Source organism: Streptomyces sp. Ag109_G2-15 (assembly GCF_900215565.1).
GTDB classification, from domain to species: Bacteria; Actinomycetota; Actinomycetes; order Streptomycetales; family Streptomycetaceae; genus Streptomyces; species Streptomyces diastatochromogenes.
On record NZ_OCNI01000001.1, the window covers coordinates 7,529,748 to 7,553,448 of the forward strand.

The 23,701-nt window shown below is 71.1% G+C and carries 21 protein-coding genes and 2 pseudogenes; 9 read left to right on the plus strand and 14 right to left on the minus strand.

All coding sequences use genetic code 11. From position 1 onward, the window contains the following. Positions 1–3: 3 nt before the first annotated feature. From CRP49_RS33890 to CRP49_RS48200, 6 genes and pseudogenes are all read right to left on the minus strand, one after another. Complete coding sequence (locus tag CRP49_RS33890; RefSeq protein ID WP_094222555.1) at positions 4–387, minus strand: DUF742 domain-containing protein; 384 nt, start codon at positions 385–387, stop codon at positions 4–6. Continuing rightward, a complete protein-coding gene (locus tag CRP49_RS33895; protein WP_257033576.1) occupies positions 384–1,226 on the minus strand; it encodes a roadblock/LC7 domain-containing protein in 843 nt (280 codons plus the stop codon). The genes CRP49_RS33890 and CRP49_RS33895 overlap by 4 nt, the downstream gene beginning before the upstream one ends. After that, entirely contained in the window at positions 1,223–2,404 is a 1,182-nt protein-coding gene (locus CRP49_RS33900; RefSeq protein ID WP_097256787.1) for an ATP-binding protein, read from the minus strand. Before CRP49_RS33900 ends, CRP49_RS33895 begins: the two co-directional genes overlap by 4 nt. A 326-nt stretch (positions 2,405–2,730) precedes the next feature. Next, entirely contained in the window at positions 2,731–3,579 is an 849-nt protein-coding gene (locus CRP49_RS33905; RefSeq protein ID WP_097256788.1) for a DMT family transporter, read from the minus strand. Between the two features lie 68 nt (positions 3,580–3,647). Next, positions 3,648–4,274 (minus strand): FG-GAP repeat protein, encoded by a 627-nt coding sequence (locus CRP49_RS48195; protein WP_257033577.1) that lies wholly within the window; start codon positions 4,272–4,274, stop codon positions 3,648–3,650. Positions 4,275–4,402: 128 nt separating this feature from the next. Then, positions 4,403–4,735, minus strand: a pseudogene (locus CRP49_RS48200) (FG-GAP repeat protein); the annotation flags it as partial. Here CRP49_RS48200 and CRP49_RS48205 point away from each other — a divergent pair. Continuing rightward, complete coding sequence (locus tag CRP49_RS48205; protein ID WP_257033578.1) at positions 4,713–4,895, plus strand: hypothetical protein; 183 nt, start codon at positions 4,713–4,715, stop codon at positions 4,893–4,895. The pseudogene CRP49_RS48200 and the gene CRP49_RS48205 overlap by 23 nt on opposite strands. Before the next feature lie 279 nt (positions 4,896–5,174). Here the strand turns inward: CRP49_RS48205 and CRP49_RS33915 are convergent, their stop codons facing one another. The 4 genes and pseudogenes from CRP49_RS33915 to CRP49_RS33930 form a co-directional block, all read right to left on the minus strand. Then, complete coding sequence (locus tag CRP49_RS33915) at positions 5,175–5,990, minus strand: ABC transporter permease (RefSeq protein ID WP_097256789.1); 816 nt, start codon at positions 5,988–5,990, stop codon at positions 5,175–5,177. A 12-nt stretch (positions 5,991–6,002) separates the two neighbouring features. Further along, positions 6,003–6,897: pseudogene (locus CRP49_RS33920) on the minus strand (ABC transporter permease). Between the two features lie 3 nt (positions 6,898–6,900). Beyond that, positions 6,901–8,094 carry an ABC transporter substrate-binding protein gene (locus CRP49_RS33925; RefSeq protein ID WP_097257687.1) on the minus strand — a complete coding sequence of 398 codons (1,194 nt, stop codon included), beginning with the start codon at positions 8,092–8,094 and terminating at the stop codon, positions 6,901–6,903. 58 nt (positions 8,095–8,152) lie between these two features. Then, on the minus strand, positions 8,153–9,184 hold the full coding sequence (locus CRP49_RS33930) for an ABC transporter ATP-binding protein (RefSeq protein ID WP_097256791.1): 1,032 nt from the start codon (positions 9,182–9,184) through the stop codon (positions 8,153–8,155). A 110-nt stretch (positions 9,185–9,294) separates the two neighbouring features. Here CRP49_RS33930 and CRP49_RS33935 point away from each other — a divergent pair, with 110 nt between their 5' ends. Continuing rightward, positions 9,295–10,056: a FadR/GntR family transcriptional regulator gene (locus CRP49_RS33935; protein WP_257033579.1), complete on the plus strand. Its 762-nt coding sequence runs from the start codon at positions 9,295–9,297 to the stop codon at positions 10,054–10,056. Between the two features lie 37 nt (positions 10,057–10,093). Continuing rightward, entirely contained in the window at positions 10,094–10,870 is a 777-nt protein-coding gene (locus CRP49_RS33940) for a cache domain-containing protein (protein ID WP_097256792.1), read from the plus strand. A 25-nt stretch (positions 10,871–10,895) separates the two neighbouring features. Here the strand turns inward: CRP49_RS33940 and CRP49_RS33945 are convergent, their stop codons facing one another. Further along, entirely contained in the window at positions 10,896–11,309 is a 414-nt protein-coding gene (locus tag CRP49_RS33945) for a cytidine deaminase (RefSeq protein ID WP_097256793.1), read from the minus strand. Positions 11,310–11,684: 375 nt separating this feature from the next. On the opposite strand from CRP49_RS33945, the gene panD reads away from it, so the two are divergent. The 5 genes from panD to CRP49_RS33970 all read left to right on the plus strand — a co-directional run bounded on the left by panD (position 11,685) and on the right by CRP49_RS33970 (position 16,630). Further along, positions 11,685–12,104: an aspartate 1-decarboxylase gene (gene panD, locus CRP49_RS33950; RefSeq protein WP_094222546.1), complete on the plus strand. Its 420-nt coding sequence runs from the start codon at positions 11,685–11,687 to the stop codon at positions 12,102–12,104. Positions 12,105–12,195: 91 nt separating this feature from the next. Beyond that, positions 12,196–13,614: a DUF6002 family protein gene (locus CRP49_RS33955; protein WP_097256794.1), complete on the plus strand. Its 1,419-nt coding sequence runs from the start codon at positions 12,196–12,198 to the stop codon at positions 13,612–13,614. Between the two features lie 35 nt (positions 13,615–13,649). Next, positions 13,650–14,402: a TauD/TfdA family dioxygenase gene (locus CRP49_RS33960; protein WP_097256795.1), complete on the plus strand. Its 753-nt coding sequence runs from the start codon at positions 13,650–13,652 to the stop codon at positions 14,400–14,402. Beyond that, positions 14,399–15,526: a potassium transporter TrkA gene (locus CRP49_RS33965; protein WP_097256796.1), complete on the plus strand. Its 1,128-nt coding sequence runs from the start codon at positions 14,399–14,401 to the stop codon at positions 15,524–15,526. Before CRP49_RS33960 ends, CRP49_RS33965 begins: the two co-directional genes overlap by 4 nt. Positions 15,527–15,709: 183 nt before the next feature. Continuing rightward, positions 15,710–16,630, plus strand: a complete 921-nt coding sequence (locus CRP49_RS33970) for a DMT family transporter (protein WP_257033580.1) — start codon at positions 15,710–15,712, stop codon at positions 16,628–16,630. Between the two features lie 12 nt (positions 16,631–16,642). Here CRP49_RS33970 and CRP49_RS33975 read toward each other — a convergent pair whose 3' ends face one another. The 3 genes from CRP49_RS33975 to CRP49_RS33985 form a co-directional block, all read right to left on the minus strand. Continuing rightward, the gene (locus CRP49_RS33975) at positions 16,643–17,320 is read right to left on the minus strand and encodes a DUF6215 domain-containing protein (protein ID WP_097256798.1); all 678 of its coding nucleotides are present in this window, start codon (positions 17,318–17,320) and stop codon (positions 16,643–16,645) included. A 91-nt stretch (positions 17,321–17,411) separates the two neighbouring features. Further along, a complete protein-coding gene (locus CRP49_RS33980) occupies positions 17,412–18,890 on the minus strand; it encodes a glutamate-cysteine ligase family protein (protein WP_097256799.1) in 1,479 nt (492 codons plus the stop codon). Positions 18,891–18,984: 94 nt separating this feature from the next. Then, a complete protein-coding gene (locus CRP49_RS33985; RefSeq protein WP_097256800.1) occupies positions 18,985–21,051 on the minus strand; it encodes a SpoIIE family protein phosphatase in 2,067 nt (688 codons plus the stop codon). 175 nt (positions 21,052–21,226) lie between these two features. Here CRP49_RS33985 and CRP49_RS33990 point away from each other — a divergent pair, with 175 nt between their 5' ends. Further along, on the plus strand, positions 21,227–23,689 hold the full coding sequence (locus CRP49_RS33990) for a SpoIIE family protein phosphatase (RefSeq protein ID WP_097256801.1): 2,463 nt from the start codon (positions 21,227–21,229) through the stop codon (positions 23,687–23,689). Positions 23,690–23,701: the final 12 nt, after the last annotated feature.

A 23,701-nucleotide genomic window follows, 5' to 3' on the forward strand; every position in this document is an offset into this window, starting at 1 on the left:
GAATCACGCTCCGAATCGGGCTTTGAGGCCGTCGAGTACGGCGTTGAGCACTTCTCGGTCGACACGTTCGGCGCGGGGCACGGGCTTCCGCGCGATGATGAGACCGCTCTCCTCCATCTGCGCCAGGAGAATCCGCACGATCCCCAGCGGCAGGTGCGTGTGTGCGGCCACTTCGGCGACGGAGAGAAAACCCTCCGTCACCAGCTCCAGAACCTGCCGCGCCTCCGGAGAAAGCGTGCGAGCCGAAGCAGTGGCACCCTCTTGCGCGGACACCAGGGTCGTGCGCTCGTAGGCATTGTCCGGGGGCAGGGCACGCCCGTTCGTGATCACGAAGAGCGGGACTAATGCGGAGGTCAGCTCCAGTTCCTGATCCGGCTCGTCATTCACGTGCGGCTCGCCTCCCCGCGTGGTGCCGAATATGCGTTCAGCCGGGGCACCACCTGATGCAGCCGGGTGGTGAACTCCTCGATATCGGCGTCGTGTTCGGCGGCCGCGGCGAGGAACGCACCACGGCCGGCCGAGATCAGAAAGATCCATCCGTGCTGGAACTCGATCACCGTCTGCCGCCACTGCGCTTCCTGGCCCACACCGGCGAACTGCGAGGTGGCCCGGCTGTAGGCGTGAATCCCCGTCATCGCCGCTGAGATGGTGTCCGCCAGGTCCTGGCTCATGCCCGTGGTGGCGCCGCGGGGCAGCCCGTCGGAGCCCAACAGGACGGCGTGGCGGGCGCCTTGCACCTCACCGACCACCTCGTCGAGGTCCGCGATCGGGACCCCCTTGCCGCCCGCCTCGTGCTGTGCCCCGGCCCGGCCCGAGAGCCCGTCGACGCCGTCCGAGGTCACCCGGGGCGGGGAGGTGAGGTTGTTGCCGAGCCGGGCGACCAGCCGGTGCATGCGGAAGGAGATCTGCTGCATGTCGACGTCGGGCGCCGCGGCCGCCGCCAGGTAGGCGCCCTGCCCGGCGCCGATCAGGAAGATCCAGCCGTGCGAGAACTCGATGATCGTCTGGTTCCACTGCCTGTCTTCCCCCGGCCCGGCGAAGTGGGAGGTCGCGCGGCTGAGCGACTGCATGCCCGCCATGGCGGCGGAGATCGTCCGCACGTCCTTCTGGGCCATGCCGTCGGTCGCGCCCCGGGGAAGGCCGTCCGCGGACAGCAGGACAGCGTGACGTGCCTTCGGCACGTTGTGCACGATGTCCTCGAGCATCCACGACAGGTCTGTGGTCATGCGTCATCGGACCCTTCGGACGGCGCCGAGGCGAGATTGCGGCCCGAGAGCGTGCCGCGCTGGAAGGCTCCGAGGCTCCGGCCCGCGGCACGGCCGGCGTCCTCCGGTGCCGCGGCGGGCGACTCCGTGGCGTCCCGGTCGGGAACACTGGCGATGGGCACCTGGCGGGCTCCACGCCGGGGCAGGCCGTGCGCGGTACGGGCCACGGGCTCCGGTCGGCCGACGGCCCCGCGGATACCGCTGACCTGAGCGTCCTCGGCCGGCGCCGTCTCCTCCTCGGTCCACAGCTCCTCGGGCAGGAGTACGACCGCTCGAACACCGCCGTAGCGGGAGACACCGGTCACGTCCACCCGGAATCCGTACTGCTGCGCGAGCAGGCCGATGACGGGGAAACCGAACTTGGGCTGGTTTCCGAGATGGGAAAGACGGGGCCGGAAGTCACCGGAGAGCAGCGCGGAGGCCTTCTGTCGGTCCTCGTCGCTCATACCGACACCGGCGTCGTCGATGACGATGCACAGGTTCTTCTGCACCCGCTGGAAAGTGATCTCGATCGGCGAGCCCTGCTGAGAAAAGCTGGCAGCGTTGTCGAGAAGTTCGGCGACGGCGAGCGCGACCGGAGAAACAGCGGACGCCTTCAATGCAAAACCGGTCTGCTGCATGATTTCGACGCGCCGGAAGTTGCGAATCTGACCCTGCGCGCTGCGCACCACGTCATAAACGCTCGCGGGCCTATTGCGGCGACCCAGGGGAGCACCACACATAACTGCAATGCCCTGTGCCTTGCGGGCCATCTGTGCATTGGCGTGACTTACTTCCAGCAAATCGCCCAGGACGGAATGGCCGCCGTACTTGCGCTGGATTTCCTCAAGAAGCGCCAGCTGTTCCGCGGCAAGGCTCTGCAGAAAGCGCGCGGAACCCTTGAGAACAGCCTTGGTGCTCTCCTCGGCCGCCTCTTCGGCTTCTTGGATGGTCTTGTCGTGCTCGTCCTGGTGCTGCTGCAACTCGGCTCTTAAAGCGGTCAGTTGCAGGTCTGCCTCGCTCAGCCGCTGCGTGAGCGCGGCCTCGGCCTGCTGCTTCTTCGCCGCTATGGCCTTGTTGCGACGACTGAGCACCAGGGCGGCGGCGACGGCGAGCACCGTCGCCGCAACCAGGCACCACACGAGTGCGTCTCGATTCATGGAAACCTTTCCTATATGTAGCCTGCAGTCGTCGGCGCGCGGATCGGGGGAATCCGTGGCACAACCGCTTGGTGCGACTCGTCGCCGTCGTGTTGAGAACCGGCCCGATCTCAAAACAGCGCCTGAGCCGAGTGAACCAAGGTCGCAGACGCGGGGATGCTATCACTGAGATAGGGGAACCTTCACAACGCGTCGCCGACCGGTAACCGTTGCGGGTTCGCCACGGAGGCTTTTAATTGAACGGCGGTCAACGGCAGTGCGGTGGAGACGTGAGGGGTGCGGCATTTATGTCGGCAGCATGAAGGACCGATTGCTCTTTCATGGACTTAACGGACGATGAGGCGCTGGACGGCCCGGCTCAGAACCACCACACCCACGACGATCAGTACGGCACCACACAACTCGGGCACCAGCCACCAGCCCGTGCGGATGCGTTCGTCGAACAGGGTCATGCCCAGGGCCAGGCTGACCATCGCGTCCCCGATGGTCAGCGCGGGCTGCGCCGCCGCCAGCGGACCGGCCTGCAGCGCGTTCTCCAGCAGGAGCACGGAGACCGCGCCGGTCACCGCGAAGCCGTACGTCTGCCAGGACCGCAGGAACGCCAGGAAGCCGTGGTCGGCGAAGGTCCCCGTGGCCGACTTCAGCAGCGCGGCGGTCAGGGCGTTGCCCGTGGCGGAGGCGGCCGCCAGCAGCGCGGCACGGCGCACCGCCGGGCGCCCCCGCCCGGCCAGCAGGACCGCGGCGGCCATCCCGCCGAGGCACAGGCCGAGCGCCGGGATCCAGCGCACGAGCGCCGCCTGGGAGGTGGCACCGTGCGGGGCGGCCGCGGCGAGCAGGATGCCCAAGCCCGTCACGACGCCGCCGACACCCCACCACCCCGAGCGAGGCAGCCGGCGGCGCATCAGCGGCCCCGCGACGAGCAGGGCGAAGGGAAGCTCCAGGATGAAGAGCGGCTGGACCAGCGCGAGCGGGCCGTTGACGAGGGCCAGACTCTGGAACAGCGCGGCGCCGATCACCCCGGCCATGCCGAGCACCCAGGCCGGCCGGCGCACCAGCTCCGCCAGGAGCCGCACCCCGCCGCGACGGCTCGTGGACGCGGCCTTGCGCTGGAACGCCGTGCCCACGGCGTTGCTCGCCGCTCCGGCGACGGCGAACGCCGCGGCCAGTTCGATCACGACCGTCTCCCGCCTGCGGGCACACCTCCCAAAGGAGCTCGGGGCACTCTCAGCCTACGGATTCGGCCTTACTGCAGCATGCCCGGGATGATGTCCCCGTCGACGGTCATGGCCCGCTGGACCGTGACGCCCGCCGCCGAACCCCGCAGCAGCACGGAACTGTAGTTACCGGTCACATACAGGTCGGACTTGCCGTCCCGGTCGGTGTCCCGCAGCCGTACCGTGCCGCCGAAGGCGTCGTCCTCCGCCGGGTAGCCCGGGACGCCGGGGGAGCTGCGGGTGAACCACTGCGAGCCCTTGCCGGACAGGCCCGAGGCGGAGCCGTACAGGATCTCCACGCCGCCCGCGTACGGGCTGTTGCCGAGCTTCTCGCCGTCGACGCCGATCGCCAGGTCCCGGTAGCCGTCGCCGTTGATGTCGCCGGACGACACGCTCGATCCGAACGCGTCGTCGGCCTCGGGGGTGTCCGCGATGCCCGTCGTGGCCTGGGTGAAGCGGGCGCTCCTGTCCGGTCCGGAGGCCGAGCCGTACCAGACGCAGACGCGCCCCGTGTAGTTGTCGGCCTTGTGGGTGCCGATGGCGATGTCGCCGTAGCCGTCCTTGTCGAAGTCGTTGATGACTCCGTCGCCGCCCCGGCCGCTGCTGCCCCCGCCGGCCCGTACGGACTCCAGGTGCAGCGTCCTGCCCGGGTACATCCGGGCCTTCCGCCGGCGATGAACCAGGCGTCCGAGCCGATGGACGAGGGGTTCACGACGTCGCCGATGATGACGAGGTCGGTCTTGCCGTCGCCGTTGACCTTGCCGGAGATCAGGGCGGTGGCGTAGAAGTCGGCGTCCTTGTCCAGGAGCGAGACCGAGCCGTGGACGCCGGAGCGGTCGATCGGGCCGCGGTAGACATAGGTCCGGCCGTCGTCGACGACGGCCAGGTCCTGCTTGCCGTCGCCGTTGAAGTCGCCGGTGGCCAGGTCGTTGCCCATGTCGTCGTACGACCCCCGGGACCCCTTGTTCGGCACGGCGGTGCCGCCGGACAGGCCCGAGCGCGAGCCCCACAGGATGGTGACCGCACCCTCGTCCTTGTGGCTGCCGTTGTCCTCGTGGGGCGCGGACACCGACAGGTCGCCGTAGCCGTCGCCGTTGAAGTCGGCCGCGGTTCTCACCGTGCCGAAGTCGTCGTCCGTCTCGTCGGTACCGGGGACGCCCGGGCTCGACTGGTCGATGAACTGGGTCTTCGTGCCGGGCCCGTCGGCGGTCCCGAAGGTCACCAGGACCCCGCCGCCCTTGCTGCGGGAGTCGGGGCCGTGGGAGAAGGCGGCGTAGTCGCGGTAGCCGTCGCCGTTGAAGTCGTCCGCGTACTTCGCGGGGGCCGCCGCGGCCGGTGCGGCCAGGGCGACCGGCGGCAGGCCGCAGGCGAGCAGGGCCGCGGCCAGGAGCGTGGGGCGCTTGCGCAAGGGGTCTCCAAGGTCGAATGAGCGCCCCGAACGCGGTCGTTCACGCGTTCGGGGCGCTGTGGCGATCGGGAGACTCCCGGCAAGGGGCAGGGGTTGCCCGGGTCTTGGGTGAACTCTAGGGGTCGCTGTGGTGCGGGTCCGCCTCTCCTCACACCCGGCTCGACGTCGCCGTGTCCGAGGACAGCCGCTGGGCGACATAGATCGGGACGACCGACAGCAGGACGAGGACGGCGGCCACGACGTTCACCACGGGCGCCTGCTGGGGCCGGGTCATGTTGTCGAAGATCCAGATGGGCAGGGTCTCGATGCCGGGTCCGGCGGTGAAGGTCGTGACGACGATCTCGTCGAAGGACAGGGCGAAGGCGAGCAGGGCGCCGGCCAGCAGTGCGGAGCGGACCAGCGGGAAGGTGACGTCCGCGAAGGCGCGGAAGGTGGTCGCTCCCAGGTCCATCGCCGCCTCCTCGTACGAGGAGGCCGTACGGCGCAGCCGGGCCACCACGTTGTTGAAGACCACCACGATGCAGAAGGTGGCGTGGCCGATGATCACGGTGAACAGCCCGAGGCCCACACCGAGCGGCGCGAGGACCGTGCCGAAGGCCGAGTTGAGCGCGATGCCCGTGACGATGCCGGGCAGCGCGATCGGCAGGACCACGATGAACGACACCGTGTCGCGGCCGAAGAACCGGTGCCGGGCCACCGCGAACGCGATCAGCGTGCCGAGGACCAGCGCGATCGCGGTGGCGCCCAGGCCCGCCTTCACGGACACCCACAGCGCCTCGCGCGCACCGGTGTTGTCGAGGGCGACGGACCACCAGCGCAGGGTGAACCCCGGCGGCGGCCAGCTCGCACTGCGGTCCGGGTTCAGGGAGTTGACGAGGACGAGCAGGAGCGGGACGTAGATCACCGCGAAGCCGAGTGCGGCGCCTGCGCGCAGGGCGATGCGCGCGGTGCGGCTGAGATGCATGGCGCTCTTCTCCTACAGGCTGGTCAGGGCGCCCGTGCGGCGGATCGCCAGCAGGTACAGCACGATCACGAGCACGGGGACGGTGCCGAGCGCGGCCGCCATGGGCAGGTTGAGTTCGATGTTGGAGTACACGAGGTTGCCGACGAGCTGGGTCTTGCCGCCGACGATCTGCACGGTGATGTAGTCGCCGAGGCTGAGCGAGAAGGTGAACACGGAGCCGGCGGCCACGGACGGCAGCACCATGGGCAGCACCACCGAACGGAGGGTGCGGCCGGCCTTCGCACCGAGGTCCGCGGAGGCGTCGAGCAGGTTGGCCGGGAGCTGCTCGAGGGCCGTGTGGATCGGCAGGATCATGTACGGCAGCCACAGGTACGTCAGGGTGAGCACGGTGGCGGGCAGGCCGAAGCCCGGGCCGCTCAGGCCGAACGGTTTGAGCATCCAGTCGGCGAGGCCGCCCTCGGAGAGGATCAGCCGCCAGGCGTACACCTTCACCAGGTAGCTCGCCCACAGCGGGGTGAGGATCGCCACGACCAGCAGTGGGCGCCACTTCGGGCGGGCCACCCGTGCGGTGTAGAAGGCGACCGGGAAGGCGATCACGGCGCACAGCACGGTCACCGCGAGCGCCACGCCGACGCTGCGCAGGATCACCTGGCGGAAGACCGGGGTCGTGAACAGGGCGTGGAAGTTGTCCGTCGACCAGACCTTCACCACCTGGGAGGTGAAGGAGTTGGTCGTCCAGAACGCGGAGACGAACAGGACCGTCAGCGAGCCCAGGTAGAGGACGGTCAGCCACAGCAGCGGCGCGGTGAGCAGCAGGGCCAGGCGGAGCCGGGGGTCTCGTGTGCAGCGTCCCGGCGAGCCGCCGGACGGTTCCCCGTCCGGCGGCGGGCGTCACTTCACTCGTCACGGCTCAGCCCTTGATCTCGGTCCAGGCCTGCACCCACTTCGCGTACGGCACGCACTTGACGTCCGTGCGGCCGTCGAGGCACTGCTCGATGGGCGTGTTCCAGAAGGCGATGTTCTTCCAGTAACCCTCGTCGGCGGCGTGGTAGGTCGTGCAGAAGTTCTTGTCGCTGGTCTCGGCGCAGGCCTTGGAGTTGGCCGGGGCCTCGCCGAAGTACTCGGCGACCTGGGCGTTGACCTTGGGGGAGACGATCCAGTCGAGCCACTTGTAGGCGCAGTTGGGGTGCTTGGCCTTGGCGGAGACCATCCAGGTGTCGGACCAGCCGGTCGAGCCCTCCTTCGGGACGAACGCCTTGACCTTGGCGCCCTCACCGGCGGTCAGGTTGGCGATGACCTGCCAGGTGGTCCCGACGACCGAGTCCCCGCTCTTGAAGGCGGAGATCTCCTTGAGGTAGTCGCTCCAGTACTCGCCGATGTCCGCGTTCTGCTTCTTCAGCAGCGCCACGGCGGCGTCGAACTGCTTCTGGTCGAGCGCGTACGGGTCCTTGATCTTCAGGTCGGGCCGGGTGGCCTTGAGGTACAGGGCCGCGTCCGCGATGTAGATGGGCGAGTCGTACGCGGTGACGTGCCCCTTGTACTTCGAGGCGCCGTCGAACACGGCCGACCAGGAGGTGGGCGCCGGGCTCACCTTCTCGGTGTTGTACATCAGCAGGTTGGCGCCCCGGCCGTGCGGGATGCCGTACATCTGGCCCTTCACCGAGTTCCAGGAGCCGTTCTTCAGTCCGCTGAAGACATCCTTGTAGTTGGGGACGAGGTCGGTGTTGACCGGGGCCGCGTCACCGGAGGCGATCAGCCGCAGGGAGGCGTCCCCGGAGGCGGAGACGGCGTCGTACTCCCCGGTCTTCATCAGCTTGACCATCTCGTCGGAGCTGGCGGCGACCTTGGAGTGGACCTGGCAGCCGGTCTGCTTCTGGAAGTCGCTGACCCAGTCCACCTTGGGGTCGTTGGAACCGTTCTCGACATAGCCCGCCCAGGCGATCAGGTTGACCTGGCCCTCGGTCTTGCCGAGCTTCGTCGGCGCCTTGAGGTCGGGCGGATTGAAGCCGGTGGCCGAGGAGCCGTTGCCGGAGGAGCCGCAGGCGGCGGTGAGCAGCAGGGCCGCGGTGCCGGCCGTGGCCACGAGGGTTCGGGTGAGACGCACGACGATCTCCAAGAGTGAGGGAGCCTTGCGCGGAGCGGGGGTTCGGGGGAGTGGGGGGTCAGGCAGGGATTCGGACGGCGTGTCTGCGGTGCCACTGGAGACGCACCCGGGCGCCGCGGTAGGCGGCGACGTCCTCGGAGGAGGTCTCCAGGTTCTGCTGGAGGGCGGTGAGTCGGCCGCCGCCGTCGAGATCGACGAGGAAGCGGGTGGCGTCGCCGAGGTAGACGACCTCGGCGACCGTGCCGGTGACGGTCGCGTGCCCGGGCTCGTCCGCCTCGGCGGACTCCTTCAGGACACGGATCTTCTCCGGGCGGATGTTGTACGTGCCGGGCGTGCCGACGATCCGGTGGGCCGCCTCGCCGTCGAGCAGGTTCGAGGTGCCGACGAAGGAGGCGACGAACGGGGTCGCGGGGCGCTCGTATATCTCGGCGGGTGTGCCGACCTGGGCGATACGGCCCTGGTCGAAGACGGCGATGCGGTCGCTCATCGTCAGGGCCTCCTCCTGGTCGTGGGTGACGAAGACGAAGGTGATGCCCACCTCCCGCTGGAGCGCCTTGAGTTCGACCTGCATCTGCTCGCGCAGCTTCAGGTCGAGAGCGCCGAGGGGTTCGTCGAGCAGCAGGACCCGGGGGCGGCCGACCAAGGCGCGGGCGAGGGCGACGCGCTGGCGCTGCCCGCCGGAGAGCTGCGCGGGGCGCCGCTGGCCGTAGCCCTCCAGGCGGACCTCGGCGAGCGCCTTGCGGGCGCGGACGAGACGTTCGGGCTTCGGCACCCTGCGGACCTTGAGCCCGTAGGCGACGTTCTGCTCGACCGTCATGTGCGGGAACAGGGCGTAGTCCTGGAAGACGGTGTGCACGTCCCGCTCGAACGGGGCGAGGCCGGTGACCTCCTGTCCGGCCAGTTCGATCCGGCCCGCGGTGGGCGTCTCGAACCCGGCGATGAGCCTGAGGACCGTGGTCTTCCCGGAGCCGGAGGGGCCGAGCATCGAGAAGAACTCCCCGTCCCGGATCTCCAGGTCCACACCGGCCACGGCGGTCGTCTCCCCGAACGACTTCCGCAGGTCCTGCAGCCGGATCGCAATTCCCTCCATGCGGGAACCTTTCTGGCGCGCTCTACGTTGACCGCAAACATATGAAGTCATAGTTCTAAGCTCAAGGTCCCCTTAGGGTAAAGCTTGAGTCAACGCACGAGGTGGTGGCCGTGAGGCAACACGAGATCGGCGGCGGTGCCCGGGGAACGGGCGGCGGCGCCCGCCGGGTCGTCTTCAGCCCGGTGGACAACCGGGCCCGCGTGGACACGGTCGTCCGCCGTATCGGCGATGCCATAGAACTGGGGCTCCTCGCCGACGGAGAGCAGCTTCCCGGCGAGAGCGAACTGGCCGCACAGCTCGGTGTGTCGACGGTGACCCTGCGTGAGGCACTGATGGCGCTCCGGCAGCAGGGCCTGGTCACCACCCGCAGGGGCCGCGGCGGCGGCAGCTTCGTGTCGCTGCCCGAGGTCCCCGCCGACGACCGGCTCAGGGTCCGGCTGTGCGGCTGGAGCACCGAGGAACTGCGCGACCTGGGCGACCACTGGGCCGCCCTGTCCGGCGCCGCCGCCCGCCTCGCCGCACAGCGCACGGAACCCGAGGACCTCCACCCTCTGCGTCGCACGGCCGAGGAGCTGGCACACGCGGAGGAGACGGCGACACGCAGCCGCCTGTACGGCCGCTTCCACGTGGAACTCGCGGCGGCCGCCCAGTCCGCCCGGCTGACCCGGGAACAGGTCGCGCTGCAGAGCGAGGTGGGTGCGCTGCTGTGCCTGGTCCTCGGGAGCGGCGAATATCGTGAAGAAGTGGCGGACCGTCACCGCTCCGTGATCTCGGCCGTGCAAGATGGGGCCCACGAATCGGCCGGCACGCTGGCCGAGCGGTGCGTCAGGGAGTCGACGGCGCGGCTCGTCGCCGTACGCCTCACCCTCTGAACGCGCCGCGTCCGGTTCCCGTCCGCTGGAGGACACCATGGGCTGGAGCCCCGGGCAGGTCCACTCGGCTGCCGCGACGCTCGACACGGACGCCGAGGCGTGGGTGGCCTCGCAGGTGGGCGGTGCGCTGGAGGCGGTGTTCGAGACCGTCGCCGCCACCCGGGACGACACGGCGGCCCTGCTCGCCAAGGCGGCCGCGCAGGGCCGGCGCCCCGCGAGCGCGGACCTCGCCGCCCTCCGCCCCGGACTGCACCAGCGGCTGACCCGCGAGGAACTGGTCTCCGGCGTCGGCTTCGTGGCCGCCCCCGGCCTGCTCACCGACGTACCGGCCTGGCTGGAGTGGTGGCAGACGGGCGCCGACGGCGACGTACGACCCCTGCTGCTCGACCTCGACCCCGGGCACTCGGCGTACTCCGACTACACCCACTGGGACTGGTTCGCCCTGCCCCGCGACACCGGGCGCCGCGCCGTGGCCGGGCCGTACGTCGACTACCTCTGCTCCGACGAGTACAGCCTCACCCTGTCCGCACCGGTCGAGTCCGAAGGGCGCTTCGCCGGGGTCGCCGCGGCCGACGTGTACCTACGGCACTTCGAAGCGGCCGTACTCCCGCTGCTGCGGCGGCTGCCCCGGCCCGCCCACCTGGTGAACGCCCGCGGCCGCGTCGCCGCCTCCGCCGACCCCGCCCACCTGGCCGGCTCCCTCACCAAGGGCCCCGACTTCGGCGAACTCCTCACCGAGGCCACGCCCGCCGAGCATGCCGGCCTGCGCCTGGTGCCCTGCCACGGCATCCCGCTCGTCCTCGTGCTCGCCTAGGGCCGCAACAGGCAACGTCCGGCGTTCACTCGGCGTCGAGCTGGTGGTCGGCCCAGACGTAGCTCTCGGGCAGCAAGTCGGTGATGAGGACGGTTCGGACGCGGTCGCCCGCGCCCACGATGACCTTGAGGGCGGGGAAGTAGTCGAGGAGCACCTGACGGCACCGGCCGCACGGAGGAACCACCCCCCGGTCGCGGTCGCCCACGGCGACGACGGTGTCCAGCGCGTAGACGCCCTGGGCGGCTGCCGCACCGATGAGCACCAGCTCGGCGCAGGGCCCTCCCGTGAAGTGGTAGGCGTTCACCGCGGTGACGATCCGGCCGTCCTGGGCGCGGGCCGCGGCCGCCATGGTGTGGTTGTCGCCACGGCAGCGAGTGCGTGCCACGTGGGCGGCGGCCTCGATGAGTTCGTGGTCGACGTCGTGGGTCTCGGTGGTCATCTTCTCTGCCTTCGTGAGGTGTCAGGCGCCGTCGGGCGGCCACTCCCGGTACGGTATCCGCGCCGCCTCGCGCACCTCCCCGACCGTGCTCCACTCGTTCCCGTCCAACCGGGCCTGGGGGCGCAGCAGTCCGATACGTTCTGCAAAGAGCCAGCAAAGGTGCGACGCTCCGCAGGGGCAGAGCCACGAAATGGGCAGGCTCGCGGTCGGCGGTGATCACGGTCCTGAGGATGTGATCACAAGGTCAAACCCCGTTCTTTACTTCGGATTTCGTTGATCAGTCGGGGGTTGTACCCACCCTCGGCGCATGCCACGCTCCCTTCCGTCGCGACACCGAGATCATCGACTGACCGGACGCAATCGCGAAGGGCCACCGTGCGTTTCGAGACACTCAAAGCCAAGATCCACCGTGCCACCGTCACCCAGTCCCACCTCAACTACGTCGGCTCGATCACGATCGACGCCGATCTGATGGAAGCGGCGGGCATCCGCCGTCACGAGAAGGTCGACCTGGTCAACGTCACCAACGGCGCACGCCTGTCGACCTACGTCATCGAAGGACCCCGAGGGTCGGGCGTCATCGGCGTCAACGGCCCCTCGGCCCGCCAGGCACAGGTCGGCGACCTCGTGCTGATCGTGTCGTACGCCTCCGTCACCGCCGAGGAGGCCGAGGAGTTCGAGCCGAAGGTCGTCTTCGTCGACGGCAAGAACAGGATCACCGGATTCGGCGGCGACCCGGCCGAGGTCCCACCGGGCAGCGGCCTGATCCGCGGAGACCAGGTCGCCGGAGCCTGACCCGGACGGGGCCCCGGGGCCGAGCCGAGCCCCGGGGCCCCGCCCCACACGCACCCCCACCCCCACCCCCCCTTTTCTGAACGGGAACGACGTGACCCCCACCCTCTCCGCATCCGCACAGACGTCCACGGCCACGGTCCTGAGGAACGCCCTCACGCACTACGACGCCGAACTGCGGCAGGCGCTGACCGCTCTCGAACACGACCGTGCCGACGGCCCCGACGGGGCCCCGATGTTCTCCCCGGCCTTCCGGCTGCCCGACCCCAGCCCCGCTCTGGAACGCTTCTTCGCCGTCTCCGACATCGGCGTCACCGACCTGCCCGACTACCGCGGCCACCGCCTGCGCCTGCTCGACCTGATGCGCAACCCGGCGACCCGTACCACCAAGACCCTGGCGTCGCTCGTGATCGTCGCCCGGGCGGTACGGCACATCACCGAGACCGGCGAGCGCGTCCTGATCGTGACCCCGTCCTCCGCCAACAAGGCCACCGCACTGCGCGACGCGGTCCACCGCGCCGTCGACTGCGGGCTGGTGACGGCGGATCAGCTGCACATCGCGAGCGTGGTCCCGGCGCAGTCCACGGCCAAGCTGTGGGCGTCACCGCTGAGCGAGGACCCCGCACTGCGCGTCCGCAACCCCCTCGTGGTGCACGCCTGCGAGGAACCGGCCGCGGTCAAGGAGCTGGCCACCGCGTTCGCCGTCACCCACGCCGACCGGCTGTGGAGGCAGTACGGCACCCGCGTCTGGTACACCCTCGGGCTCGACAACTACCGGGCCGCGGACGTCCTGCGGGCCTTCGCCGAGCGGGACCTGCTCCCCACGGGCGACGACGGCACACGCAGCCGCACCCACGTGCACTCCGTCTCCAGCGCCTTCGGACTGCTAGGACACGAGCTGGGCCACCGCACGGTCACGGCCGGCGGAAGCAGCCTGCCGCAGTCCCGCTACTTCCTCGTCCAGCACCTCGGCACCCCGGACATGGTGCTCAGCCTGCGCCACGGCACCCATGACCGGGCGAACCTGCCCGCGTACCGCTTCGACACCGCAGCGGGCCTCTACCGGCAGGAGGAGGACCCGCACTTCCCGGCGACCACCTTCGATCCCGAGGAACAGCTCGACCCCACCTTCTACACCCGCCGCCCCGTCACCTCCGCCCGGATGGACCCCCTGATCGCCGCGCACGGCGGGGGAGGCGTGGTCGTCTCCCTGCACGAGTGCCTGGGCCGCTACGCCGAGGTGCGCGCCCTCCTCGCCGCCGCCGGCCTCGCTCTGCCCGCCGATCCCCGCAGGCTGCGCGAGTGGTCGCTGGTCATGGCCGTCACCGGCACCCTCAACGCCGCCGACCGCGGGCTGCTCCCGGACAGCGACGACCTGCTGATCCACGGCTCGGGCAGCTACGGCGAGCAGGACTACCGGCCGGTCCCCGAAGCACATCGCCGCACCGCGGCCGACGTGACAGAACTCGCGGGCCACATCGAGGACGCGGTCCGCGCCACCGCCGCCCGCTGAACCGGCCCCGGACCGGACCACATACAGGAGGAACCATGCCCAGGCACGCCGACAGCCTGCTGTCCCTGACCGACTTCAACGGCGCCCCGCTCGCCGACGACATGGTGTGGCAGAGCTTCCACGCCCTGATGGACCGCCACGGCTACGTCCTCATGAGCCGCGTACCCGACACCTTCGACCCGGTGGCCTTCTGCAAGCGGCTCGGCGACTTCGTCCCCCAGTACACCGGCGTCCTGGTCGGCGACGTCCGGCCCGAACCGGGCATGGACGAGTTCTACCACGCGGGCAACACCAAACCCCTCTACCCGCACTCCGAGGGCTACGACTTCGAAGGCCTGCCCCCGCGCTACCTTGCCCTGTGGTGCGAGACCCCCAACACGGGAGCCGGCGGCGAGACCACGCTCGCCGACGCGCACGCCTGGACCGCGACGCTCGCCGAGGACGACCGCGCCTTCCTGCGCGAGCGGATCTGGACCTGGGAGACCACGGACGCGATGCGCCACCTGGGCCTCGACCTGCATCCCGAGCACCCGGTCATCGAGGACCACCCCGACGGCACCATCGTCCGCTACTCCTTCAACAACCTGGTGCGTGGGGACGACGAACGCATCGGCCCGCTGCTCGACGGCGCGAAGGCGTACTTCGAGCGGGAGCACATCGCGATCCAGTACGAGCGGCGCGACATGCTCGTCTTCGACAACTGGCGCATGCTGCACGCCCGCAACGCCTTCACCGACACCGGACGCCACCTGCGCCGCATCCAGATCGCCCAGCGGGTCACCGCATGACGGCCGAAGAGGCCGCCCGGCACGAGGAAGCGCAGGGCATCGCCGTGGTGGGCGGCGGGTCCCTGGCCCGCGCCATCTGCTACTCACTGGCCGTCGCGGCCGTGCCACCGCCCGGCACGGTGACCGTGCTCGCCCGTTCCGCCCGGGCCGCCCATGAGATCGCCTCCATCGCGGGCGCCCGGGCAGCCGTCTCCGGTTCCCCCACCCGATTCACGGCCGAGCCCGTCGACGCGGCCGGCCAGGAGGCGCTCACCGCGGTCCTGGCCCGCATCCGGCCCCGGGTCGTGCTCAACTGCGCGTCCGTGCAGTCCCCTTGGGAAGCCGCGCGGGCTCCCTCCGCGTGGACGGACCTGCTCTCGGCCGGCGGCTTCGGCATCGCTCTGCCGCTCCATGCCGTACTGGCCCGGAACGTGGCACAGGCGATCCGGAGCAGCCGGGTCCCGACGCTGTTCGTGAACGCCTGCTACCCCGACGCGGTCAACCCCCTGCTGCACGCCGAGGGACTGCCCGTGTTCTGCGGCGTAGGAAACTCCGCCACGCTGGCGGCATCCCTGCGCGCCGTACTGCGGCCGCAGGCCGGCGAACGGCTCAGGGTGCTCGCCCACCATGCCCATCTGCACGCGCCCGCCGACCCCGCGGACGAGGCCCGTGTATGGCTGGACGACCGGCCGGTGCCGCAGGTCGGCGAACTGCTCACGGCCCACCGCGCCTGCTCCCGCGAGGAGTTGAACGCGGTGACGGGGCACACCGCCGCGGTGCTCGCCGCCCGGCTGGCCGCGGCCCAGGAGGTGTACGCCGACCTGCCCGGGCCGCTGGGACTGCCGGGCGGCTACCCCGTCCGTATCACCGGCGGCCGCATCGGCCTCGACCTGCCTCCCGGTCTCACACAGCAGGAAGCGGTGGCGTGGCAGACGAGGATGGCCGCACACGACGGTGTCACGGTCCGTCCGTCCGGCGAGGTCCGCTTCGGTCCACGGGCCCGCCAGGCCCTGGCAGCCCGTCTGCCGGACCTGGCCGAAGCCCGTCACACCAGGGACATCGCACCCCTGACGCACAGGCTCCTGAGCCTGCGCGACACCCTGCGGACGCAACGGCCCGCCGCGCACACGGACTCGGCCGCGTGACGCCGTAACCCGTCCTCCGGGCCCAGCCCGGCCCCCCGGGGCAGCCAGCAGCCCCGCGACGATCCACCAAGGAAGGCGGCCCCGTGCCCTGCGGGCCGGGCCGCCGGAAGGAGGCCCCTCATCAGCCGGCTCCACACCCCCCGCGCTCGCGCCGCCACGGCCATCGGCCGAGGGCTCGGTGCCGTGCCCGCCCCGGGACTCGTCATGGGCGGTGTGCTCGGCCTGCAGGGCGGGGCCGCGCTCACCACCCGCCTGTACCCCGCCGTGGGGCCGGCCGGGGTGGTGACCCTGCGGCTGTGCATCGCAGCCTTCGTCCTCGTCTCCCTGTGGCGGCCCCGGATCCGGGGCGACCGGGCCACCCTGGGCATCGCCGCGGCGGCGGGCACCCTGCTCGCCCTGCACCACCTCGCCTACTACGAAGCGGTCGACCGGCTGCCCCTGGGGGCCGCCACCACCCTCGAGTTCCTCGGCCCCTTCGCCATCGCCCTGTGCGGTTCGCGGCGCGTGCCCGATCTGCTGTGGGCATGCCTGGCCGCCGCCGGAGTCGTGCTGCTCAGCCGTTCCGGGACCGCCCTCGACGGAGCGGGCGTCGCCTGCGCCACCGTCGCCGGCTGCTGCTGGGGCGGCTACATCCTGGTCGGCAAGCGGCTGGCCGAGCGCTTCCCCGACGGCCGCGGCCTCGCTGTCGCGGTCACCTGGGCGGCCCTGCTGAGCCTGCCCTACGGCATCACACAGGCGGGCACTCGGCTCCTGGCCCCGGGAACCCTCGCCCTGGCCGCCGCCGTGGCCGTCCTCTCCAGCGTCCTGCCGTACACCTTCCACCTGGAGGCGCTGCGCCGGCTCCCGCCCCGCGTGTTCGGTGTGCTCACCAGCCTGGAACCGGCGGTCGGCGCGCTGCTGGGCCTGCTCCTGCTGGGCCAGCACCTCGCCGCGACCCAGTGGGTGGGCGTCGGCGCCGTGGCCCTGGCCTCGGTGGGGGCCACGCGCACGGGCGAACCCGCCGACACGGACGGCGGAGTGGAGGGCGCGGACGACGGTCCGCACGAGGACACCGGATCGCGGCCCGCGACGCACGGCCCGCGCCCGCTCGGCAAGGGCACGTGACAGAGCCCGGCCTCAGCCGCCGGTCCAGCCGGGGACCGTCGGCAGCACCCGCTCGGCGACGCGGAAGAGCGCGGTGTCGTCGGGCGGTACGTCGTCCTGGCGCCAGACGGCGATCTCGAGCGAACCGCCTCCGTCCTTCGGGTCCCTGGCGACCAGCAGATGACGGGCGATGCCACCGGGGCCGGAGTCGATCTTGCCGCCGCCGAGGTTGAAGCGGAGGGAGATGGTGTTGTCCGAGTAGAGGACGGCCGGGTGACCCAGGACCTTCCTCGACTCCACGTCGCTGGCGAAGAGCCCGGAGAACTCACGGACCCGCAGATCGTCGTCCGACGCCCACAGCTTCACGGAGTACGTCTTCAGGTCGACCTCCGCCTCGGACGAGGGGGTCTTGGTGCCGTCGGCGTCCTTGGCCGAACTCTCGGAGCCGTAGGCGATCTCGGCCTGTTCCTGCGGGGTCCCGAGGAGCACGGGCAGGTCGGATCGGTTCAGCGCCGTACACAACCGGGCCGCCGACACATGTTTGCCGGGCTTGTGACGGTCGCTGGAGCAGCTGGCCGGTCCCTCGTCCGAGGAGCCGTGCAGTGCCGCCTGCGCCCACAGGACTCCCGCCACCCCCGCGAAGACCAACACCGCCGCGAGTGCCTGGACCACCGGTCTCCGGGCCTGCTCGGACGCGGAATCGTCCACCATGTTCCCCCACTTCAGCCGTCCCCCGACAAACGCTGGAGGAGCCTAACCGGTGATCGTCTCCTCCGGCATCTCCTATAGGGGGCAGGCCCCGTCAGTCGACGGGCCAGGTGTGCACCGGGGCGTTGAGGTGCATGAAGTCGATGTACAGCTCCGTCATCCGCCGCAGGGCCTCGTGGCGGCCGGCCTGTGTCGTGTCCTCGACGCGGTGCAGCATCTCCTTCTGCCACACGGCCCCGTTGCGGGCGGTGACACAGCGCTGCTCGATGATGCCGAGCAGCGGCTCCCGCCAGGCCGCGTCCATGCCGGACAGTTCCAGCCCCCGGTGCGCCAGCGGCAGCAGCCGCCGCAGCACCAGTTCGGGCACCGGGAGTTCGCCCATGCCCGGCCAGTACAGCAGCGCCTCGATGCCGTGCCGGGCCGCCGTGTGGAGGTTCTCCTCGGCCGCGGAGAAGGACATCCGCGACCACACCGGGCGGTCCTCCTCCGCCAGGGCGCGCGTGAGCCCGTAGTAGAAGGCGCCGTTGGCGAGCGTGTCGGCGACGGTCGGTCCGGCGGGCAGCACCCGGTTCTCCACCCGGACGTGAGGCCTGTCGTGGGCGATGGCGTAGACGGGCCGGTTCCAGCGGTAGATGGTGCCGTTGTGCAGGGTGAGTTCGGAGAGTTCGGGGATGTCCCCGCGGTCCAGCGTCTCCCCGGGGTCCTGCTCGTCGCACAGGGGCAACAGGGCCGGGAAGTACCGCAGGTTCTCCTCGAAGAGGTCGAAGACGCTGTTGATCCAGCGCTCGCCGAACCACACCCGCGGCCGTACCCCCTGGACCTTGATCTCCTCCGGGCGGGTGTCCGTCGCCTGCTCGAACAGCGGGATACGGGTCTCGTGCCACAGCTCCTTGCCGAACAGGAACGGTGAGTTGGCCGACAGGGCGACCTGGACCCCGGCGATGGCCTGCGCCGCGTTCCAGTAGGCGGCGAACGTATCCGGGGACACCTGCAGATGGAACTGGGTGCTGGTGCACGCGGCCTCCGGAGTGATGGTGTCCGCGTAGGTCCGCAGCCGGTCGACGCCGTCCACCTCGATACGCAGGTCCTCGCCCCGGGCCGCGAAGACCTGGTCGTTGAGCAGCCGGTAGCGCGGGTTCTCCGACAGGGACGCCTCGCCGATGTCCTCCTGGCGCAGGGAGGGCAGGATGCCGATCATGACCAGGCGGGCGCCCACCGATCTGGCCCGCTCGTCCGCGTGGTTCAGCGCGGAGCGGATCTCGGACTCCCACGCGTCGGGTCCGCCCGTCGTCAGCCCGCGCGGCGGAACGTTGATCTCCAGGTTGAACCGGCCCAGTTCGGTCGACCAGGCGGGGTCCGCGATCGCCTCCAGCACATCGGTGTTGCGCATCACCGGCTCGGCCCGGTCGTCGACCAGGTTCAGCTCGATCTCCAGTCCGACCTGAGGTCGCTCGGACTCGAAGCGAGCGTCGCGGAGCATCTGCGCCAGGGCGTCGAGGCACTCCTGCATCTTGATCCGGTACCGGCGGCGGTCCTCGCGGGTGAAGACGAGCGCCGGGACGTCCCGTCCCATCGGCCCTCCTGGGTTCCGCTCCTCGGACACCTCTCCCCCCAGAGTCGCACCGACGGGCGACCCCCACCAAGCGGATGGAGAGCCGCCGCACGAGCTACAGGGCCCGTGCGACGAGCAGGGCCACGTCGTCGTGGTCGTCGGGATGGCGCAGGCCGTACAGCAGGAGGTCGCAGGTCTCCTCCAGCGGCCTGCGGGGCTCGTCGAGGAAGCCGAGGAGGACGGCGAGGCGGTCGTCGATGGGGTGCTGCCGGGTCTCCACGAGACCGTCGGTGTACAGCACCAGCAGGTCGCCGGGCAGCAGTTCGGTCGTCGTGGCCTCGAACGGGATGCCGCCGACACCGAGCGGAGCCGCGGTGGGCAGGTCGAGATACACGGCCGCCTGACCGGGCCGCGCGAGGGCGGGCGGCATGTGTCCCGCGTTGGCGATCGTGCACCGCCTGGTGCGGGGGTCGTAGACGGCGTAGAGGCAGGTGACGATGTAGTGCTCCAGATCGCAGGTGATCTTGTCCAGGTGCTGGAGCACCGCGCCGGGGGCCAGGTCCAGGTCCGCGTACGCACAGGTGGCGGTGCGCAGCCGGCCCATGGTCGCGGCCGCGTCGATGCCGTTGCCCATGACGTCGCCCACCACCAGGGCGGTCTTGTCGTCGGCCAGCGGGATGACGTCGTACCAGTCGCCACCGACCTCGCTCGTGGCCTGCGCGGGCTGGTACCGGGAGGCCAGTTCCAGGCCCGTGTGGTGCGCCGAGTGGTCGGGCAGCAGGCTGCGCTGGAGCGTGAGCGCCGTGTTGCGCACGCTCTGGAACCAGCGGGCGTTGTCGATGGCCACGGCGGCACGGCTGGCCAGTTCGCTGGCCAGGACGACGTCGTCCTCGTCGAAGGGCAGCGGGTTGCGGGTGCGCTTGAGATCGAGGGCGCCGAGCACCTCACCGTGCGCGATCAGCGGCACGGCGAGATACGAGTGGACGCCGGCCCGGGACAGGAGCGCGCCGGCCTCGGCGTCCCGGGCGATCTGCCGCAGATCCCGCGCCCCGACGTGGCGCACCAGGACCGGCCGGCCGGTGTGGACGCACAGGGTGACCAGGCGGTCGCCGTCGTACGAGGCGACGTCGCCGGGCGCGTCGGCGGCGCGCAGCGCCACGGTGGGGTGGGCCGCCTTGAGGGCGAGGGCGCGGAACAGCTCGGGGCCGTTGTCCGGCCGGCGGGCGCGGCGCAGGGCCAGCGCGGCGTCGAGGACGTCCACGGCGACCACGTCCGCGAGCACGGGCGTGCAGATGTCGGCCAGCTCCAGGGCGGTCTGCTCCACCTCCAGCGTGGTGCCCACGCGGGCGGAGGCGTCGGCGATCAGCGCCAGGCGCCGCCGGGCCCGGTCGGCCTCGGCGGCCGCGTGGTGCCGTTCGGTGACGTCGACGACCGACGCGGCCGCGCCCAGGACCCGCCCACCCGGGTCCTCGAGCCGGTAGAAGGACAGCGACCAGGCGTGCTCGTCGTCGGGATCGGCCGGGGGACAGCCCACGTGGTACTGGTCGAGGAGGGGCATGCCGGTGGTGAGCACCTGACGCAGGGCGGACTCGACGGTTTTGACGTCGAGGAAGGGCAGGGTCTCCCTCAGATGACGGCCGATGTGCTCCTCGGCCGGGATCCCGTCGATCCGCTCCAGTGCCGGGTTGACCAGGAGGTACTTCAGATCGGGGTCCATGAGGGCCAGACCGATCGGGGACTGGTTGATCAGCCGCTCGCACAGCGCCAGGTCGGTCTCGACGCGCTGGAGCAGGGTGTGGTCGGCCGCGATGCCCAGGGCGTACACATCGCCGAGGTCGTCGAGCAGCCGCATCGTACGGAACTCCGTCAGCCGGCTGCTGCCGTCCTTGTGCCGCACGGGGAAGGCGCCGGCCCAGCCCCGGCCAGTCTCCAGCACCTCCGTGAACAGACTCACCACGGCCTGCAGATGCTCGGGACGGATGAGCAGCCGCGCGGCGTACTTGCCGAGGACGTCCTCCGCCGTGTAGCCGAACAGGTCCTCGGCCTGCGGGGTCCAGAAGACGATGCGCCCACGGGTGTCCAGTGCCACCGCGGCCACGCTCAGCACGTCCAGCAGGCCGGTCGGCCGGGGCGGCTGGGGGTTCTGCTCGTCGTCGCCGGCGCGCAAGGATTCCACTGCCATGCCAGAACCACCTCCAGCGGCCGGTCACCCGTCCGTGCCGGTACGGCCGCACGCCCGAGCGCCGATGACCGTCACCTCCATGCTGCCCCCTGGTTCCGCCTGCCCCAACCCCAGCACCGGCCCGTGCGTATCCGGTGAACAAGCAGGACCATGGTGAAGAAAGAGGATGGAGCAGATGGAACCACCGCGAAAGGGTTTCGACGCGTCCACATCTGTGGAACCGCGTGATCTCCTGGACGCCTCCACCGACGCTGCGGCGGTGATCTCGGCGGACGGCGTCGTGGTCGGTTGGACGAGGGGCGCGGAAGCGCTGCTCGGCCGCCCCGCGCCCGGGGTCGTCGGCCACCCCGCCGCGCGCCTGCTGGCGGTGCCCGAGGACCCGGCCCGTGCCGCCGGCATCGCGGAGCGGTGCCGCGCCGGAATGGGATGGAACGGTCTCGTGCCCGTACGACACCGGGACGGCCGCCGCATCGAGATCGATCTCCGGGTCTCGGCGGCCTTCCGGATGGGAGGGCAGGAGTGCTTTCTGCTCTCGGCCCGGGAGCAGCGGCCGCAGTGGACGGTCGGCCAGTCCGTCCTCGACGGATTCCTGACCCGCGCACCGGTCGGCATGGCCGTGATGGATCTGGAGCTGCGCTACATCTGGCTGAACGACACGCTGGAACGGTTCGGCGGTGTGCCCCGGGAACAGCGGCTGGGGCGCCGGCTGAGCGAACTGCTGCCCGGGCTGCAGGCGGACACCCTGGAAGGCCTGATGCGCAAGGTGCTGGCGACGGGGGAGCCGGTCACCGACTACGAGTACAGCGGCTGGAGCTGGGCCGATCCGCACCGCCAGCACGCCTACTCCACCTCCTTCTTCCCCCTGGTGGACGCCGAGGGCACCACCACCGCGGTCTGCTACATGGTCCTGGACGTCACCGAGCGCTGGACCGCCCGCCGGCTCCTGTCCCTGGTCAACGAGGCCGGCACTCGCATCGGCACCACCCTCGACGTGCTGGAGACGGCCCAGGAACTGGCCGACTTCGCGGTCCCGCGCTTCGCCGACTTCGTCGCCGTCGACCTCCTGGAGCCCGTGCTCAGCACCGAGGGCCACGGAGCCTGGCTGACCGACGCCGGACCGGCGCCCGCCCGGCCGACGATGCGCCGCGCGGGACTGCAGTCGGTGCGGGAGGGCGTTCCCGAGGCCGTGGTGCGGATCGGCGAGGAGGTGTACTTCCTGCCTCCGCCCAGCGACGTCAACCTCCTCATCAGCGGCGAGCCGGTCCTCATCCCGGTCCTCGACCCGTCCGACGCCCTGTGGGCCACCGAGCAGCCCGAGAGAGCGGCCCGCATCCGGGAGTTCGGTGTGCACTCCCTCATCTCCGTGCCGATGCGGGCGAGGAACACGGCACTGGGCCTCACCACGTTCGCCCGGTCGCTCAACACGGTCCCGTTCGGGCCCGACGACGTCCTGCTGGCCCAGGAGCTGGTGGCACGCGCGGCGGTGTGCGTCGACAACGCCCGCCGCTACACCCGCGAGCACACCGCGGCCGTCACCCTGCAGCGCAGCCTGCTGCCCCACGCCCTGACCGGCGGAACGGCGGTGGAGGTCGCCTCCTCCTACCTTCCGGCGGACCCGACGGGCGGGGTCGGCGGCGACTGGTTCGACGTGATCCCCCTGTCCGGCGCACGCGTCGGCCTCGTCGTCGGTGACGTGGTGGGCCATGGCATCAGCGCGGCGGCCAGCATGGGCCGCCTGCGTACGGCGGTGCAGACCCTCGCCGACATGCAGATGCCGCCCGACGAACTGCTCGCCCACCTCGACGACCTGGTGCTGCGGCTGACCGACGAGGAGACCGAGCGGGCCCCGGCCGACCGGAGCACGTCGACCTTCACCGGCGCGACCTGCCTCTACGCCGTCTACGACCCGGTCTCCCGGCGGTGCTCGATGGCCCGGGCCGGGCACCCGCCACCCGTCATCGTCACACCGGACGGACACGCCTACTACCCCGAGATCCCGGCCGGGCCGCCGCTCGGGCTGGGCGGCATGGCCTTCGAAGCCGCCGAGATCGAGCTGGCCGAGAACAGCCTCCTCGGTCTCTTCACCGACGGCCTCATCGAAGGAAGCGACGGGGACGTGGAGTCGGGCATGGCCCGGCTCTGCGAGGCGCTGGCCCGGACCGAGGCGGACCTCGGCACGCTGTGCACCTCCGCGGTGCAGCAACTGGTGTCCGAGCCGCAGCCCGATGACATCGCCCTGCTGCTGGCCCGCAGCCACACCCTCGCCGCGGACCAGGTGGCGTCGTGGGACGTGCCCGCCGACCCGGCCGCCGTCGGACATGTCCGGGCCGAGGCGACCCGCCAGGTGATCGACTGGGGCTTCCCCGAACAGGCCATGACGACGGAACTCATCGTCAGCGAACTGGTCACCAACGCGATCCGCTACGCCGACTCGCCCATCCGGCTACGGCTGCTCCGCGACGCCCGCCTGACCTGCGAGGTCGCCGACGCCAGCAGCACCGCCCCCCGGTTGAGACACGCCCGCAGCACGGACGAGGGCGGCCGCGGACTGTTCCTGGTGGCCCAGCTCGCCCTCCGCTGGGGCGCCCGGTACACGGCCGAGGGGAAGATCATCTGGGCCGAGCAGGAGATCCCGTGAGGCCGTCGGGGC

What these genes read in the sequence shown, in the direction of transcription:
- CRP49_RS33895 (WP_257033576.1), bottom strand. Translation starts at nt 1,226, where the DNA reads ATGACCACAGACCTGTCGTGGATGCTCGAGGACATCGTGCACAACGTG.
- CRP49_RS33900 (WP_097256787.1), bottom strand. Translation starts at nt 2,404, where the DNA reads ATGAATCGAGACGCACTCGTGTGGTGCCTGGTTGCGGCGACGGTGCTC.
- CRP49_RS48195 (WP_257033577.1), bottom strand. Translation starts at nt 4,274, where the DNA reads ATGTACCCGGGCAGGACGCTGCACCTGGAGTCCGTACGGGCCGGCGGG.
- CRP49_RS33915 (WP_097256789.1), bottom strand. Translation starts at nt 5,990, where the DNA reads ATGCATCTCAGCCGCACCGCGCGCATCGCCCTGCGCGCAGGCGCCGCA.
- CRP49_RS33930 (WP_097256791.1), bottom strand. Translation starts at nt 9,184, where the DNA reads ATGGAGGGAATTGCGATCCGGCTGCAGGACCTGCGGAAGTCGTTCGGG.
- CRP49_RS33940 (WP_097256792.1), top strand. Translation starts at nt 10,094, where the DNA reads ATGGGCTGGAGCCCCGGGCAGGTCCACTCGGCTGCCGCGACGCTCGAC.
- CRP49_RS33945 (WP_097256793.1), bottom strand. Translation starts at nt 11,309, where the DNA reads ATGACCACCGAGACCCACGACGTCGACCACGAACTCATCGAGGCCGCC.
- CRP49_RS33960 (WP_097256795.1), top strand. Translation starts at nt 13,650, where the DNA reads ATGCCCAGGCACGCCGACAGCCTGCTGTCCCTGACCGACTTCAACGGC.
- CRP49_RS33965 (WP_097256796.1), top strand. Translation starts at nt 14,399, where the DNA reads ATGACGGCCGAAGAGGCCGCCCGGCACGAGGAAGCGCAGGGCATCGCC.
- CRP49_RS33975 (WP_097256798.1), bottom strand. Translation starts at nt 17,320, where the DNA reads ATGGTGGACGATTCCGCGTCCGAGCAGGCCCGGAGACCGGTGGTCCAG.
- CRP49_RS33980 (WP_097256799.1), bottom strand. Translation starts at nt 18,890, where the DNA reads ATGGGACGGGACGTCCCGGCGCTCGTCTTCACCCGCGAGGACCGCCGC.
- CRP49_RS33985 (WP_097256800.1), bottom strand. Translation starts at nt 21,051, where the DNA reads ATGGCAGTGGAATCCTTGCGCGCCGGCGACGACGAGCAGAACCCCCAG.
- CRP49_RS33990 (WP_097256801.1), top strand. Translation starts at nt 21,227, where the DNA reads ATGGAACCACCGCGAAAGGGTTTCGACGCGTCCACATCTGTGGAACCG.